Consider the following 17,108-nt stretch of genomic DNA (forward strand, 5'->3'; position numbering starts at 1 on the left):
TACTGTTCATATCAAGTAAACTTAAATCATGAAAAGCTTAAAAGAACAAACCGATGCTAAAATTGCTTCTGGCAGATTGGCAAAACCTGAATTCATGAAGGGTGTAGATGAAGTAATAGCGGAAGCAAAATCCTTTGAAAAAGGCGCTAATGCGGTAAAGATTGGGCAAAAAGCCCCTGATTTTGAGCTGCCCAATGCTGTGGGAGAAACAATATCTTTGAGCGATTTAAGAAAACAAGGCGCGGTAGTGGTTACATTTTATCGCGGAGATTGGTGTCCATATTGCAATTTGCAATTGAGGGCGCTACAGGCTAGATTGACCGAAATACAAGCTTTAAGTGCTACGTTGGTAGCTATAAGTCCGCAAGTACCAGATGGCTCCTTGACAAAAAGTGAAATCAATGAAATGGATTTTATAGTATTGTCCGATCAAAATGCAAAAGTAGCTGCCGAATACGGGGTAGCTTGGGATGTACCTGAGTTTTTGTTGGATCATATGCGGATAGATCGTAGGTTAGATCTAGAAACCATAAATAATGGTAATGGAAATATTCTGCCCATACCGGCTACATTTATTTTAGGAAAAGATGGTCTTGTTAAATGGAGTTATGTTAATGTGGATTATAGAACACGTTCAGAGCCAGAAGAGATTATAGCGGAATTAAAGAAGCTGTCTTAGGTAGTGAAAAGGTAATAGGATCATTTTGTATGCATTAAATACAAATGCAATCTACAATATTTGCTGATGTTCAGTATTTCAAATACTTAAGAACCTAGAGGTAATTTACTTCAATGGATGAAACGCCTAAATACGAAAAGCGCCTGCATACACTTTCATACATACTTGAATGCTAGATGTTGAATCAGCGGTATTTTCCACTTACTACAGGATATACGTTTACATTTTAAAAAAAATGGTAAGACCGCTGCTAGCTTGGTACTTAAAGGCGAATTACTAAATTTTAATAGTCTAAATGATAACCGGTACTATCTTTCACTGAGTTTAAAACGAACGAACTGTGTATAGTTGAAATTCCGTCGATGATTGATAGTTTTTCATTAATAAATTCATGGAACGCCGCTATATCATCTAACGCAATTTTCAATAAGTAATCAAAGTTACCTGATACTTGATGACATTCCATTATATCGGGGAGCAGCAATATTTGTTCTTTAAAGCTGTCCGCTAATTTCTTCTGTTGTTTGGACAAGGTTACTTGGCAGTAGGCTATTAATTTCTTTTCTATTTTGGTTCTATCCAATAGCGCAACATAGGCCTTAATAATTTGTTGCTGTTCCAGTTTTCTTATTCTTTCATAAGTAGGGGTAACACTTAACCCTACTTTAGAAGCAATTTCTTTGGTGTTTTGCTTTGCATTTTCTTGAAGCTGCATTAATATTTTACCATCTATAGTATCCATGCCAGTTTATTTTTCTAGTATTCAAATTCTTTTTGGTGAATTTAGTTATTTTAAACTGTTATTTTAATAAAAATAGTTTCATATTCCGCATTTGTTTTATATGTAGTAATATTTTATTAGTAATTGTAATTTTACAGTATTATAATACGAATAGAAATTTAACGACCATGAATAACGAACAACAGATAGATGAGCTGTTAACCAAATTAATTCAAGAGAAAGATAGAGTTATAGGTTACCCGGTAGCAAAGGATTTTGATTATTCAAGATTGTACGAATTTTTAAAACACCCCATTAATAATGTAGGTGATCCTTATGAGGATAATACCTATAAGGTTCAAACTCATGAAATGGAACGGGAAGTGGTTGATTTCTTTGCAAAATTGTATAGAGCGGATCCAAACGATTTTTGGGGCTATGTAACCAATGGTGGTTCTGAAAGTAATCTATACGGTCTTTATTTGGCCAGGGAATCCCATCCAAAGGCAATGGTCTATTTTTCAGAATCTACGCACTACAGTGTTAAAAAGAACATTCATTTGTTGAACTTGCCCAGTATTACCATTAGAGCGCAAGAGAATGGAGAGTTAGATTATGAGGATTTGGAGAATACCCTTCAATTAAATAGAGATAAGCCAGCTATTATATTGACCACCTTTGGAACTACAATGACAGAGGCAAAGGATGATGTTTCTGAGGTAAAAAGAATATTGAAGAAGTTGGCGATTCAAAATCACTACATACATTGCGATGCCGCTTTAGCCGGGTCTTATGGTCAATTTATTGAGCCGCGTATTCCTTTTGATTTTCAAGATGGCGCCGATAGTATCTCCATCAGTGGCCACAAGTTTATAGGTTCGCCATTCCCATCTGGTGTCATTATAGCCAAGCGATCGTTAAGGGACCGTATAGCTCGGGGAATATCTTATATTGGTTCATTGGATACAACGATTACCGGATCAAGAAATGGCCACAGTCCTCTGTTTTTATGGTATGCCATCAAGAAAATGGGAGTTAAAGGCTTAGAGGCCCGTTACCGTCATAGTTTGGAGACCGCAAAGTATTGCAAGCAAGAATTGATAAAAATAGGAATCAACGCTTGGATGAACGAAGGGGCGATTACCGTAGTATTACCAAAAGTATCAGATGCTATTAAAAAGAAGTGGCAATTGGCTACGGATGATATTACGCATGTGATCTGTATGCCCAATGTTACCAAAGAGCAAATAGATGAGTTTATAAAAGATATTGTAAGTGAACAGCAAAAGTCGAAGATCAATGATGGCCATTATTTGGCACTACATGACTAGTAGAAATTTTTAAGTAAAAGTTAGGTTCCATTTCGTTACAATTCGAGGTGGGACCTTTTTTTTGATACGTCGGATTTGGACATTAAAAAAATTGGAACTTAAATTTCTGCAAATGTTAACTTTAAAAAGTATTCTGGAATATTTCTTTACTTTAAACAATATGTTGAACATAAAATGAGGTATATTCAATCCTTGAAATTTTAAGGATCGGTAAAACTTATTTAACCTGTTGCTGTAAATGAAAAGTCTTTTTTTTAGTCGGATCATGATCAAGATAAAATTGCTTATAGGTTCTGCAAAAACCTATGTAATTCTTTTGATTCTGGCTATGGCCTTATTACTTTATACCGTTAGTGTGGGTTACAAGCAGGTAAATAGACTCCATAAAACGGGTGACCTGGTTTCGCATACACTTGAAGTTCAGCGTGCTATTGTAGAGGTTTCCGCCAAATTTTTAGAGGTAGAAACTATTCAGCTTAAAAAACTTTTTGAACAGGAAGAAAGTAATCTTTCTGCCATTACCGTTACGGAAATGGGGCAGTCATTGCTTAGGTTAAAAAATCTTACCCAAGATAATGATGCTCAGCAAGAACGTGTAAAGGCTTTACAATTGTTGCATGATAAAATAAAGATTGAAATAGATACAACAATTAGCGTTGATAGTATTGGTGCAATAGATAGCTTGGTGCCAAAGGATAGTGTTGTAATCAATTTTTCAAAACAGCCCTACAAACGAAACCAGCGTATTTCTAGAATAGTGGCAGAATCTCAAGTAATAAAGGATAGGATGCTGGCCGAAGAGAATTATTTAATGGTGGCCCGTAAAGAAGAGTATACCTCACAATCATTTTTAACACCAATGTCATCATTATTGGTAGCGCTAACGGCCTTTGGTATATTCTTGATCGGTTTTGTAAGTATCTACAAGCAAAAAGGTGAAATTCAGGAAGTAAATAACCAGGTTCATCTTCAGAACAAGAAATTACAAGAAACAGAAGAGTTTTTAAAGGGTGTGTATAAAAGCTCTAATAATGTCATCAGTCATTTTGAACCGGTTAAAGATGTCAATAATAATATAATCGATTTTCAATTTAGATATACTTCAAATGCCATTGAAAAAGTAACGGGTTCAGAGCAAGATGATATCATAGGGGGCTCACTTTTAGAGATGTACCCAATGGTTTTGGATAACGGACTTTTTGCTTTAATGAAAAAGTGTTACATAAGCGGTGATAACCAAGAACATGAGAGCATCTATACTTTTGAAGGGCAAAAAAAATACATATACAACACCATAGTTAAATCTGCTAACGGTATAACGAACACAGCTTGGGATACTACCAAGGTTAAAGAAGCAGAAAAGAACCTTCAAAAACTCAATGAAGATCTAAGCCTTCAGAATACAATTTTCAAGGAAGCTGAAAATGTAGCGGGTGTAGGTAGTTTTATTTGGTATTTAGATGACGGTAGCGCTACCGTTTCCGATAATTTCTATAGAATATTAGGGGTTGAGCCCAACAGTTTTGACGTTACCTTTAATGCGTATAAAAAATACGTACATCCAGATGATGAGGCCATATTTGAATCTTTAAGCATTAATGATATAGAAAAAGGTGCGTCTACGGTTTTTACCTATCGGGTATTTACTACAACCAATGCGGTAAAGTATTTAGATTTAAAAGGGAAGTATGTTGAAATTGATAATAGGCCCGTATCTGTAGGTATTGTTCAGGATATTACCGGCCGTGTAGAAAAGGATCGGGCGTTAATTGAAAGTTACGAAAAATTAAAGTTGAGCAACGAGGAGCTGGAATCCTTTAATAGGGTCGCTAGTCACGATCTGCAAGAGCCTTTGCGTAAAATTCAAATGTTTATATCACGTATAGAAGATGAAGCCGAGGCCGAAAATACTTTGCCAAATGGTGTTCATGGATATTTCAATAAAATTAAGGCTGCCACTTTTAGAATGCGTGAATTAATACAAAACTTACTTTCGTATTCAAGAATTGATAAGGTCAATTCAAAATTCGAAAAAATTTCTTTGGGCGATGCTATTGCTAAAGTTGAAGAAGAATTGTCTCAACTTATTAAAGATACCAATACCGAAATTGTTTATGAAAATCTACCCGTAATATTGGGTATACCTTTTAAGATAGAGCAGTTATGTACTAATCTTATAAGTAATTCCATAAAATATAGAAAAGCGGATACTGCACCCAAAATTCATATTGTTTCTAAAACAATGCGTGGTGCCGAGATCAAAGAAAACTTTAGTAAAACTTCAGAGTATTATTCTAAAATATCATTCACGGATAATGGTATCGGATTTGATCCGGAGTTTGCAAGTAATATATTTGAAGTTTTTCAAAGACTACATTCAAAAAATGAATATTCTGGTACGGGTATCGGTCTGTCCATTTGTAAAAAGATAGTTGAAAAACACAACGGGTATATTTATGCTATTGGTAAAAAAGACCAAGGGTCTACATTTGTAATTTATTTACCTGTCAACTAAGCCTTTATATTTTTACTGTTCTTCTGTATACATTTAGTAATCATAAGTTTTAAAAATTGGTTTAGGCACTTTTTTGGGTCATTGGTAATTTTTAAGTCTACGAAAGTATGCCTTGATCTTAATCTTCTTCAATCAAGAAATTAATGAAGTATTGCACAAAGCGAGGTCATTTTAATTTGAAAAATTCTATTATTGCAACTATGTTGCATTAGTGTAGAATTTGTCAATTCATTTTTTACATGAAAATGCAGATCAAAGATAATTTTCATATTAAATCATTTTTAATACAGGAATATGCATAAAGCGAACAATTTTGATGTAATTATATTGGGTGGCAGCTACGCCGGTTTGGCAGCGGCTATGTCCTTGGGTAGATCTTTAAGAAGCGTTTTAATAATTGATAGCGGTAAACCTTGCAATAGGCAAACCCCACATTCACATAACTTTTTAACACAAGATGGTAAAACGCCTAAAGAAATCAGCGAAATAGCAAAGTCTCAGGTTTTAGCATATAAGACCGTAACTTTTGTGGATGAGAAAGCAATTAGCGGATTTAAAAAGGAAGGTATTTTTTCAATTGGTACCCAAATGGGGGCAACATATACCTCCGGGAAATTGGTTTTTGCAACCGGTATAAAAGATTTAATGCCCTCCATTAAGGGTTTTGCTGAATGCTGGGGTATTTCTGTTGTTCATTGTCCATATTGTCACGGGTATGAGATTAGAAATGAGAAAACTGGCATTATTGCGAATGGCGAACGTGCTTACCATTTAGCGCCAATGGTAAATAACCTTACCAAGGATATTCGTATTCTGAGCAATGGCCCTGCTTCGTTTTCAACGGAACAATCAAGTAAATTAAAAACGCATAATATCGATATTTTAGAAAAGAAAATTGTTGAGGTAGTACATGACAACGGACATGTAAAAAATGTTGTTTTTGATGACGGAAGCAAAGAGAATTATACTGCCCTTTACGCTGCTTTGCCTTTTGATCAACATAGCGATATACCGGTTTTATTAGGTTGCGAATTAAGTGATGAAGGTTATATTCAGGTAGATAGTATGTACAAGACTACAATTGAAGGAGTGTACGCCTGTGGCGATAATTGTATAAAAATGCGTTCATTGGCAAACTCGGTAGCATCCGGTACTATGGTCGGTGCCGTTATTAATATGGAATTGGTCAAGGAGAAATTTTAATGCCTTAGGTATTAAAGGATAATTTTATCTTGCAGTCATGAACTTAAATCAAATTACGGTTCCTTCTTTAGATGTGGAGAAAGCTATAGCTTTTTATGAAACCTTAGGGTTTAGGTTAATTGTACGATCATTGCCTTACTATGCAAGATTTGAGTGCCCCAATGGTATGTCTACTTTTTCCATACACCTGGTAGAGAAATTACCGGAAGGTGATGGTATCTATGTTTATTTTGAATGTGAAGATTTAGATGCGCAAGTAGCGGCATTGCAGAATAAAGGCGTGCAATTTGATCAAGAACCTAGAGACGAAAGATGGCTTTGGAGAGAGGTAAGATTAAAGGATCTTGACGGTAATCAACTTATTTTATATTATGCAGGCGAAAATAGGTTGAATCCGCCTTGGCGAATTTAAAAATTATAAGATTTTTAATTAATTCGTAATCGGCATATTTTATTCTTTCATTTTATTGTGTAGTCATATCGTGTACACATGATTTCATAATTCTAAATTACGATGTTGCTAGTTTAACTACGTTAAATTTAGAAAGTTAACAGTCATATTGTTTTAATTGTATCAATTAGGTAATACTATTCAATTGATGTCAACGTTAATCATTCTTATACTATTACAAATAGTATTTTTAACATGATATTCAAGTTGAATATTACATTTGTAAAACTTTTTAGATTGCCCTTGGGTACTTGAAGTTGAATAAAAATGAATAATTGAAAAAGACTTTATGATCCATAAAAATGCAGAGGAAGAAAGATTAGCCGTTGAGGATAATTATAAAAACTGGAAAAGATGGGGTCCTTATTTGGCTGAGCGTCAATGGGGAACGGTAAGGGAAGATTACAGCCCAGAGGGTCATGCCTGGAGCTTTGTAGGTCATGACAAAGCCAGAAGTAATGCGTATAGATGGGGAGAAGAAGGTATTGGTGGCTTTTGTGATTCTAGAGAAATCCTATGTTTGGCACCTGCCTTTTGGAACGGTAAAGATGCCATTCTAAAAGAACGTTTATTTGGTCTTACCAATGATGAAGGTAACCATGGTGAAGATGTTAAGGAGCTATATTTTCATCAGGTTTCTACACCCACGCACTCATATGCCAAATATTTATATAAGTATCCGCATAAAAAGTTTCCCTATTCAGAACTGGTAAAAAAGAATAAGAGTAGAAATCGTAAGGAAGCGGAATTTGAAATTTTAGACACCAAGGCTTTTGCGAACAATACATATTTTGACTGTTTTATTGAATATGCCAAAGAAGATGTTGGCGATATTTTAATGAAGGTTACGGTCATTAATAGAGGACCAAGAGCTGCAAATATTCATGTTTTACCACATTTATGGTTCCGTAATTTCTGGAAACATAATAATAGGTTTGAGCGTCCTGAAATGAAAACAATTTCAGATGGTGCCGTACTATCCCGTAGCACACGAAATGGGCGTTACTATTTCTATCATGAGGATGGTGAGCAACTTTTCTGTGAGAACGAAACCAACAACCAACGTATCTATGGGGTGCCCAATGAGGTAGAATATGTAAAGGACGGTATCAATAATTACGTAGTAGACGGGCAGCCAACAATAAATCCGGATAAGAAAGGATCTAAATTTGCCGTTTGGCATAAATTAAGATTGAAATCCGGGGAGGAAAAAACAATCAAGGTACGCCTTAGTAAGAAAAAACTTGACGACCCTTGGGGCGGCTACGATGCTATTTTTGAAAAGAGAATTCAAGAATGCGAAGAGTTCTATGGTAATATATTAAATAAAGAATTACCTGCGCAGCAACAGGAAATTGCAAAAAAGGCTTTTTCAGGATTACTTTGGACAAAGCAGTTTTATTACTACGATGTATATAAGTGGCTCTTTGGTGGGCCAGAAGAATCTAAGCCATATAGAATTGATTCTCGTAATAAGCAATGGGAACATTTGACGAATAGGCACGTTATTTCAATGCCGGATAAATGGGAATATCCTTGGTATGCTGCATGGGACCTTGCTTTTCACATGGCGTCATTTGTTGAAATAGACCCCTATTTTGCAAAGGAACAACTGCTTTTGGTGCTAAAAGAAAGTTACATGCACCCTAACGGACAAATTCCCGCTTATGAATGGAATTTTAGCGATGTAAACCCACCGGTGCATTCTTGGGCCGTCTGGACGGTGTATGAAAAGGATAAAAAACGAACCGGTAAGGGTGATTTTAATTTTCTGGAAAAGGCATATCAAAAGCTATTGGTCAATTTTACGTGGTGGGTCAACCAAAAAGATAAAAGCGGAACCAACCTTTTTGAAGGTGGTTTCTTAGGGCTGGATAATATTGGTGTTTTTGATCGTAACCACATGCCGGAAGGTATTACACGTATGCAACAGGCAGATGCTACCAGCTGGATGGCGATGTTTACCTTGAACATGTTGCGTATGTCATTGGAGATGGCGACCATAAACCCAAATTATGAGGACAGTGTCGCTAAATTCTTTAGACACTTTTTGAATATTGCTTGGGCAATGCACCACATTGGTCAAAAAGATATTTCACTATGGGATGACGAGGATAATTTCTATTATGATGTTGTAGAAATGGCCAACGGAAAAACGGATCGCCTAAAAGTAAGATCTTTGGTTGGGATCATACCAATGTTTGCGGTAGAGATCATTCATAAAGATTTGTTCGATGAGCTTAAGCATTTTAAAGTTAGGGCGGCAGAAATAGTTAGGACAAGACCTGATCTAGCTTCCTTAATTTCTAATATTGAAGAGTTCAACTCTGATGGTAATTATCTGTTCTCCATTATGCGTGGGTTTAGATTAGAGAAGTTATTGTTTCGTTTATTGGATGAGAATGAATTCTTATCTGATTACGGTATACGATCACTTTCAAAATATCATGAAGAGCATCCCTACGTTTTCCAACACAACGGACATCATCAAATTTCATACGAATCTGGGGAAAGTCAATCTAACATGTTCGGTGGTAATTCTAATTGGCGTGGGCCAATTTGGTTGCCTTTGAATTACATGATCATTCAATCGCTTCGTAAATATTATTCTTATTACGGTAAACAATATCTATACGAATTTCCAACGGGTTCTGGAGTAAAACTGAACTTGAACGAGATTGCCAATGAGATTTCTAAAAGGCTTATTAAATTATTTGAGCCCAATGAGAACGGAAAATTTGTCTACCACTCAGAAGATGAACAGCAATTATTCTCCAAGAATGAGCATTTTAAGAACGAGCATTTCTTTTATGAGTTCTTTGATGGCGACTCTGGCAAAGGTCTTGGAGCATCGCACCAAACAGGTTGGACAGCATTAATTGCCAACTTAATTATGGAGCTGGAGCAAAATAGTTGATTTTCAGTATAGTTAAATTCACAAAAGGGGCATTTAAATGCCCCTTTTGTGTTGTTAAAGGTCAACCGACCGAAGTAATAGATTGATGTGCGCCTTGCGCAAAACTCTTAATTTTAGGGTCCGGGTCATCAAGATAGTGAGCTACTATATGTAGATATCTTGGTTCTTTTTGTTGTGCAATAAGATACAATACGGCAAGTTTGATCTTAAGGTCATTGCCCTGTAAAAGAAGTTTAAAACATTCTAATTCCGTTGGTATTTTATGTTTGATTTTTTGAAGCTCCTCTTCAGAAGAAATATCCAGGGCAGATTCCTCAATGATGGGTAGCAATCTACGTTTTAGCTCACCGGTTAAAAGATTGTCCAAAAACTCTATGGCATTATGTTGCGCTTCTTGTTTCTGACTCAGTAAACCTTCATAGGCAATAGCTACATCTTTTTGTTGATAACGTAATCCCAAAAGTTTAAAAATCCGTTCTAATCCAGAATCCAGTCTGCGTTCCAATAGCTCTAAAAGACTAGTGCGCGCATCTCTTTCTGCATCACCAATTTCCTTTTTGGATTTATTTCTATTTCGATATGAAATAATGATTTGCGTGTGCATGGCGGATAAGGTTTGGTGATGCAGTTTGCATTCATCAAAAATGACCGATACCACCTTGTACTTATTAAATTTTAATTGCGGGTGCGTTGCCCGTATAGCACTTAATGCCCTCACTACTTCTAAACGAACCGTAAGGTCTTCATGGTTTAAAATGCCTAATAATTGATGTACGGCCTCCTTGGAATGGAAAGATTGCATTGCGGCCGGTATAAATCGTAATACCGATAAAGGTTGCCGGCGCTCGGCAACATGGTTCTTCAGTATAGGCAAAATTTGCTGACCATATACATTAAAGGCTTCCAGAACTGTTGGTCTAAATGCCTTTTCTGCCAAAAAGGGAATAATGTGCTGTACCATTTCTGGATCGGTTGCCGTACCTATAGCCTTTATGGTGGTTTTCACGATTTCTTCATTTTCATGCTGTAAAAATGCAACCAACCTGTTGTGGAAAATGGGCAGGTTGGCTACTCCCAATATTTCAATTACAGATGCCACGTATGACAGGTCTTTTTGGTCAGATGCTATGGTTTTCAGTGCCAAAGAAATACGGTCCAATAGTGAGTAGCGCTGTTTTAAGGAATAGTTGTTTTTTGCCGCTCTAGCCAAGCAATATAGAGCAGCGGTCGCAATACGCTCGTTTGAGTGTTCTAGATACGCATCAAATATGAAAGATTTGTCTTTATGGGCAAAACTTAGAATATAGGCCAAAGTGGCAATGGTCAATTCACGGTCCTCTATTTTCAATAATTCGGACACCTCTGCCGTCATACTTTTAGAATTTAAAAAGTATAGATTCTGTATAGCCGATAACTTCACTTTATTACTTGGGTGCTCTAACAGCAACTCTACATCATCTGCGAATCTCTTGTCATTGATTTCCATCAATTTATCCAACATAAATAGAATTTGCTCTTCTGTACCTTTCTTAAAAACGGTGCGCATGCCTGCAACTACAGATACTTTGGTGTCCGTGACCTTCTTGGTTTTCTTATAAGAGTCGGTCAGTACTTCTAAATTGTTTCTAAACGTTTTGTAATATTCAATACGTACTTTATAAATAAAATAGAGCCAAAGACATACCAAGGCAATAATAAGGATGCCAATGTAAAAAGAGGGTAGGTCAAGCCCACGTACAACGAATATTAAAAGGCATCCGGCAATTCCTGTAGCCAAACTATCCACTACCACATCAATAAATGATTTGGTCTTGTTTTTTAGCTCAAAAGGTAAGGGCAAGGTCAACAGTTCAGAGGCACTTTTGTGTATGGATTGTTTCAATACGCCATCCATCGCTTTAATGACTACAACGGCAGAAAGTTCAGGAAGCATTAAAAACAAAATACTACCACCAAATATACCAATGGGTAATAATAAGAGTGAAAACCCTACACCCCAAATGCCCACAATTCTATGGGTGAAAAATAGCTGAATTATTAGTGAAAGTAGATTAAACGTAGAAAACCAAAAAGCAAAAAATGCGGTAAGCTCATCGGCATCCGTAAAAGACGACGACGCAAAATCACTGAACAAATAATCTACCAATTTAGCGACTACGACACTCACGGCTACAATGCTGGCAATATAGGTGAGATGTTTGGATTTTAGTATGAGTTTTAAAGGCGGTTCACTAAGGTTGGTCGCAGATTTATGTTTTTTTACACTACCATTTTTTTTAACGCGGATGTTCCAAATATTTCGCAGAAGGGGAATGCAAAAAAATAGAAGCAGGGCGGCTACGAACATTAAGTTTTCATTGCCGATTATAGGGGCTAGAATAGAAGTTAAGTATCCACCAAAAATTCCACCAATAATGGCTCCCGATCCTATAAAGCCAAACAGTCTTTTAGCCTCACGAATATTGAACACCAAATTTGCCAATACCCAAAACTGAGAGGCGGATAAAACGGCATAAATGGCTACCCAGATGTAGAAGAAATACAACAGAACGCCACTCACTACCTCAAATGACAATAGAATGCCTAAACCGATCATGATAATAATGGAACTGATCAGGGTAATCTCAATTACTTTTTTAAGCGGGTATTTTGATACCGCCTTTGAGTAAAAATAGGAGGTGGCTACCGCCGTAACGGCAACCAATAAAAAGGCAAAAGGCAATTGTTCAACACCTAGTTCAGAAAGAAAAAGAGCGTTTACCGTAGGTTTTATGATCAGTAATACGGCTATGACCAAAAAAATGTAGGCGAGCATCCAAAGAGATACTTTAAACTCGCCTTCACGTACATCGAATATTTTTTTAATCAGTCTTTCTACCATCAAGAAATGGGCATCTGTATTCCAAGACCTAAAGTACTGGCTTTTTTAACACCTTTTCAATTGGTTTTACTAAATCTCTGATTATTTGTTCTCCATTGGCATCATCTATCAACGCAACCAGAATGTATCTTCTATTGCTGTCTTCGCCCCAAACCAATATGGAATCGGAATGATAGGTACGCCAAGAGCCCGATTTTCTGAACAACCTGGCATTGGGAGCGATCTTATCCAGCGTATTTACAAACTTATGGTGCAGTTCCGGGTCTTCCATAATATCTAGCATTTGCTTGGATCGTTTTTCATTGACCAACTTACCGTTCGCCAATAGATAGTAATATCTACATACTTGGGTTACAGATGCGGCGTGACTCAGATTTTTTAAGGGCTCTCTGTTAGTTTCACCACCACTGCCGTAACGTTTGCCTACCCAAAGACCGCCTCCTTTTTGTTCATCATAAAAGGCATACTTGGGATCACACATCACCGATTCTAATTTTTCATACCCCACACGATCGATCATTCTGGTAGATGCGGCATTGTCAGATTTACTGATCATTAAACGCATATCTTTCTTTACTTCTGCAGTTTCCTTTAGTTCGCCTTTTTCAATAGCAACCATGGCCGCCAATAGAATGGCAATTTTAGGCAGGCTGGCAGCATACATCATATGGTTGCCGTTGACCCTTGCAAATCTCACCTTTTCCGGATTGCTCAAATCAACTAGTCCAACTGCCATTTTCTTTTGCACGATTAGATCGTTCCATTCTTGGTGAGAAGCCAGTTCATCCCTTAAATTGGTTTGCAGAGAACTATCCAACAATTTTTGCAGGGGTTTGATCTTCGAATTGTCCATACGAAGTGGTAGCTCATTTTGTGCTTGTACTGCGGCACAGCATAGAAGGAAAAAAAGAAAAATTACAGGGGTTGATCTCATTGACGTTCGCTTATTTGAAAATGTAGTCAAAATTAGGTAAAGCACTCATTGGCCATATGTTAATTTTTTTGGTTAGTGCATTTTTTAAAATCACCGTAAAATCAATATAAAGACATATATCGCATAAAATAGGGTGTTAATTTTTAAAATAATTTCGGATTAAATAGTACCTATGCGTCCCTTTTTTTGAAGGGCAAATGGGTTAAAAATTTATATCTAATTTCAATAAAATAACTGTATCTTAAAAAATGGAATTTATACAGACTTATGAATCTTAAAGATGGCGTAAAAACGGCTGAGAACAAGGTGTCTACAGAGGCACGAAGGCTTAGTGATTTGGTCAAGGATAAGGGTAAATCTTTGGTGGATCGCTTAGAGTGCTTTGAAGATATTATAAGTTTGGAAGTAGGCGATACCGGTCTGCACCGTGCCAAGACTTTAGAACGTGAGTTCGATGTTCGTCAGCTTTATTTAAAATACGAAGGTGATAACCCTACCGGAACCCAAAAAGACCGTATTGCTTTTGCACAATTGTATGATGCGCTACGTCGCGAGTTTAGCGTGGTAAGCTTGGCTACCTGCGGTAACTACGGTGTGGCAATGGCGTTGGCATCAGATTTGGCGGGTGTAGCTTGTAAGATTTATATACCGGAAAGTTACCATACCGATCGAGTGATTGAAATGGAAAGCCTAGGCGCAGAGATTATTCGTATACCCGGTAGTTATGAAGATGTGGTTACGGAAAGCTCAAGGTTGGCGGCAGAACATGGCTGGTATGACGCAAACCCGGGCGGTGCCAATACGCCGCTACAGATTTCTGCCTATGCGCAGATCGCACAAGAGATTTTTGAAGATTTGGGCGACGCCCCAAAATACTGTGCGGTACCCGTTTCTAACGGAACGTTGTTCGCAGGTATTTATAGGGGCTTTGTAAATCTTTACAAAAGAGGGAAGACCTCGCGTATTCCTAAAATGATCGCGGCTTCTTCTTCGCATAAGAACCCTATTGTAGAATCCTATTTGCAAGGTTTGGATCATTGTAAGGATCTTAATCCTGCCGCAATAAAAGAAACCAAATACAATGAGCCATTGATCAACTGGCACAGTTTTGATGGGGAAGAGGCATTGTATGCACTTAAGGAATCTGAAGGGCATGCCTTTAATATAAGCGACAAAAAACTAAAGGAGATGACTTCTCTTTTACATAAAAAGGAAGGGTTCCGAATTTTACCTGCATCGACAGCGGGTTTGATCGGACTCTTAGAATTAGACGAAAAAATGAATTTTGAGCCTGACCGATTTGTGGCGGTGCTCACTGCAAAAAATTAAATATAAAAATGAAAAAAGTTATTGACGGTAAGGCACTGGTATATTGTGAGGGAGCATTTAATACGCCTAACGGTAAAACGGCACATGGGCTGGTTCGTTTTACCGAACGTTATGAAGTGGTTGGTGTGCTAGATGCTAAATATGCCGGTAGAGATGCCGGTGATGTTTTAGATGGCAGACCAAACGGAATACCGGTTTTTAAAGATCTGGAAGCTGCTATTATAGCATTAACGGCCAGCAACAACTTGCCAAGTTATTTGGTAATAGGGCTTGCGCCAGATGGTGGTAGGTTGCCACAAGTTGCAAAAGCCACTATAAAAGCTGCGTTGCAACAAGGCTGGAACGTTGACAGTGGCTTGCATGATTTTTTAACGAACGATGCAGCATTGGTGGCATTGGCCAAAGAAAAGAATGTAAAGATCAGGGATATAAGAAAAACACCAGATCGTGATCAATTGCACTTTTTTACGGGAGATATCGAAAAAGTAGACTGTTTAAAATTAGCGGTTTTAGGAACGGATTCTGCCCTAGGTAAACGTACAACTGCTTGGATTTTGGTACATGCATTTAGGAATGCCGGTAAAAAGGCGGAAATGATAGGTACCGGACAAACCGGATGGATGCAAGGCGCTAAATATAGTATGGTGATGGATAGTTGTATCAATGATTTTGTATCGGGTGAAATTGAACATGCCGTGGTCAGTGCCTACAAGAATGAAGATCCAGATGTTATTGTCATAGAAGGGCAGGGGAGCTTAATGAATCCTGCTTACCCGGGCGGATTTGAAATTCTTGCTGCAGGTAGACCGGACTATGTTATTCTGCAACATGCACCAAAACGTTTGGAGTATGATGGGTTTCCGGGATATAAAATGCATTCATTGGAAGAGCAGATCAAAGCCATACAAGTGATTTCGGGTAAAGAAGTAATAGCCATTACCGTAAATCATGAAGGCATGGAGAAAAGTGAAATTCTAGATATTTGCAAAGCAATTACCCTTGAAACTAAATTACCGGCTTTTGATGTGTTGGAGTACGGTGCAGAAGATTTAATAGCCATTTTGATGTCAAAATTGAAATGAGAATAACGAACATTTCTTTTGAGCGCTTAGATTTAAAACTCTCCGATCCTTACACGATCGCTTATGAGACTATAGATCGTACCAGTAACTTTATATTAAAAGTAGAGACCGATGGTAAAATTATAGGTTATGGTTGCGCAGCGCCAGATCCTGTAGTTACCAATGAAACTCCTGATGATGTTGCACATGCCATAGATAGCATTATTATACCCTATTTAAAAGGCAAAGATCCATTTACCTACGCGTTATTGCTTTTAGAACTTAAACAAGTATTGGGCAAAAGGTCTTCTGCTTTGGCTATGGTAGATTTGGCATTATTTGATATCATGTCTAAAAAAGCCGAGGTGCCTTTATACAAGTTTTTAGGGGGCTATCGCAATCAAATTGCTACCAGTATTACCATTGGTATTATGGGTGTAGACGAGACCTTGGCTCAAGCTAGTGAATTTGTAAAGCAAGGATTTGGCATTTTAAAGGTTAAAGGCGGTTCTGACCTTGAAGAGGATATTGCTAAAATGCGAATGATCCACGAAAAGTACCCTAATATTGAATTACGGTTTGATGGTAACCAGGGCTATTCTGTAAAAGAATCGGTTGCATTTGTGAAGGCTACTGCAGCAATTGGGGTAGAAATTTTTGAGCAACCCACCAAAGTGGAGGCTGAAGAACGCTTGGGCGAAGTAATGGATCAGGTAAATGTGCCTATTATGGCAGATGAAAGTCTAAAAACATTGACCGATGCATTTCGTTTGGCACAAAATGAACGGGTAGATATGGTGAATATCAAGCTACAGAAAGTCGGCGGTATTTGGGTGGGTATGCATATTAATTCCGTAGCCAAGGCAGCTAAATTGGATGCTATGGTGGGTTGTATAGATGAGTGCGGACTGGGTATTGCCGCAGGTTTGCACTTTGCCCTATCTAGACCTAATATTAAGTATGCCGATTTAGATGGTCATTTAGATATAATCGATGATCCCTATCATTCCATTTTTAAATTGGAAAAGGGAATTTTATATCCGACCGAAAAACACGGTTTGGGTTTCTCTGAGTCGGATATGTAAT

Annotated in this window: 12 protein-coding genes; 9 read left to right on the plus strand and 3 right to left on the minus strand. The window is 37.4% G+C overall.

The features are described 5' to 3' along the window. Positions 1–28: 28 nt before the first annotated feature. Complete coding sequence (locus PXC01_RS07910; protein WP_276471746.1) at positions 29–679, plus strand: peroxiredoxin-like family protein; 651 nt, start codon at positions 29–31, stop codon at positions 677–679. Between the two features lie 283 nt (positions 680–962). Here PXC01_RS07910 and PXC01_RS07915 read toward each other — a convergent pair whose 3' ends face one another. Then, a complete protein-coding gene (locus tag PXC01_RS07915; RefSeq protein ID WP_276471747.1) occupies positions 963–1,421 on the minus strand; it encodes an Lrp/AsnC family transcriptional regulator in 459 nt (152 codons plus the stop codon). 167 nt (positions 1,422–1,588) lie between these two features. On the opposite strand from PXC01_RS07915, the gene PXC01_RS07920 reads away from it, so the two are divergent. The 5 genes from PXC01_RS07920 to PXC01_RS07940 all read left to right on the plus strand — a co-directional run bounded on the left by PXC01_RS07920 (position 1,589) and on the right by PXC01_RS07940 (position 9,817). Next, the gene (locus PXC01_RS07920) at positions 1,589–2,731 is read left to right on the plus strand and encodes a histidine decarboxylase (protein ID WP_276471748.1); all 1,143 of its coding nucleotides are present in this window, start codon (positions 1,589–1,591) and stop codon (positions 2,729–2,731) included. A 265-nt stretch (positions 2,732–2,996) separates the two neighbouring features. Beyond that, a complete protein-coding gene (locus PXC01_RS07925) occupies positions 2,997–5,246 on the plus strand; it encodes an ATP-binding protein (protein ID WP_276471749.1) in 2,250 nt (749 codons plus the stop codon). 294 nt (positions 5,247–5,540) lie between these two features. After that, complete coding sequence (locus tag PXC01_RS07930; protein ID WP_276471750.1) at positions 5,541–6,449, plus strand: NAD(P)/FAD-dependent oxidoreductase; 909 nt, start codon at positions 5,541–5,543, stop codon at positions 6,447–6,449. A 37-nt stretch (positions 6,450–6,486) separates the two neighbouring features. Further along, positions 6,487–6,861, plus strand: coding sequence for a VOC family protein (locus PXC01_RS07935; RefSeq protein ID WP_276471751.1), 375 nt, complete (start codon positions 6,487–6,489; stop codon positions 6,859–6,861). Between the two features lie 328 nt (positions 6,862–7,189). Next, positions 7,190–9,817, plus strand: a complete 2,628-nt coding sequence (locus tag PXC01_RS07940) for an MGH1-like glycoside hydrolase domain-containing protein (protein ID WP_276471752.1) — start codon at positions 7,190–7,192, stop codon at positions 9,815–9,817. A gap of 61 nt (positions 9,818–9,878) precedes the next feature. Here PXC01_RS07940 and PXC01_RS07945 read toward each other — a convergent pair whose 3' ends face one another. Then, entirely contained in the window at positions 9,879–12,698 is a 2,820-nt protein-coding gene (locus tag PXC01_RS07945) for an Npt1/Npt2 family nucleotide transporter (RefSeq protein WP_276471753.1), read from the minus strand. 28 nt (positions 12,699–12,726) lie between these two features. After that, positions 12,727–13,632 (minus strand): serine hydrolase, encoded by a 906-nt coding sequence (locus tag PXC01_RS07950; protein ID WP_276471754.1) that lies wholly within the window; start codon positions 13,630–13,632, stop codon positions 12,727–12,729. Positions 13,633–13,899: 267 nt separating this feature from the next. On the opposite strand from PXC01_RS07950, the gene PXC01_RS07955 reads away from it, so the two are divergent. From PXC01_RS07955 to PXC01_RS07965, 3 genes are read left to right on the plus strand one after another with little or no spacing between them, the layout of a single operon-like run. After that, entirely contained in the window at positions 13,900–14,961 is a 1,062-nt protein-coding gene (locus PXC01_RS07955) for a pyridoxal-phosphate dependent enzyme (RefSeq protein WP_276471755.1), read from the plus strand. Positions 14,962–14,969: 8 nt separating this feature from the next. After that, complete coding sequence (locus PXC01_RS07960) at positions 14,970–16,043, plus strand: N-acetyltransferase DgcN family protein (RefSeq protein ID WP_276471756.1); 1,074 nt, start codon at positions 14,970–14,972, stop codon at positions 16,041–16,043. Further along, positions 16,040–17,107, plus strand: coding sequence for a mandelate racemase/muconate lactonizing enzyme family protein (locus PXC01_RS07965; RefSeq protein ID WP_276471757.1), 1,068 nt, complete (start codon positions 16,040–16,042; stop codon positions 17,105–17,107). The genes PXC01_RS07960 and PXC01_RS07965 overlap by 4 nt, the downstream gene beginning before the upstream one ends. Position 17,108 lies beyond the last annotated feature (1 nt).

Origin of the sequence: Maribacter huludaoensis, from assembly GCF_029350945.1 — a bacterium.
Lineage (GTDB): Bacteria > Bacteroidota > Bacteroidia > Flavobacteriales > Flavobacteriaceae > Maribacter > Maribacter huludaoensis.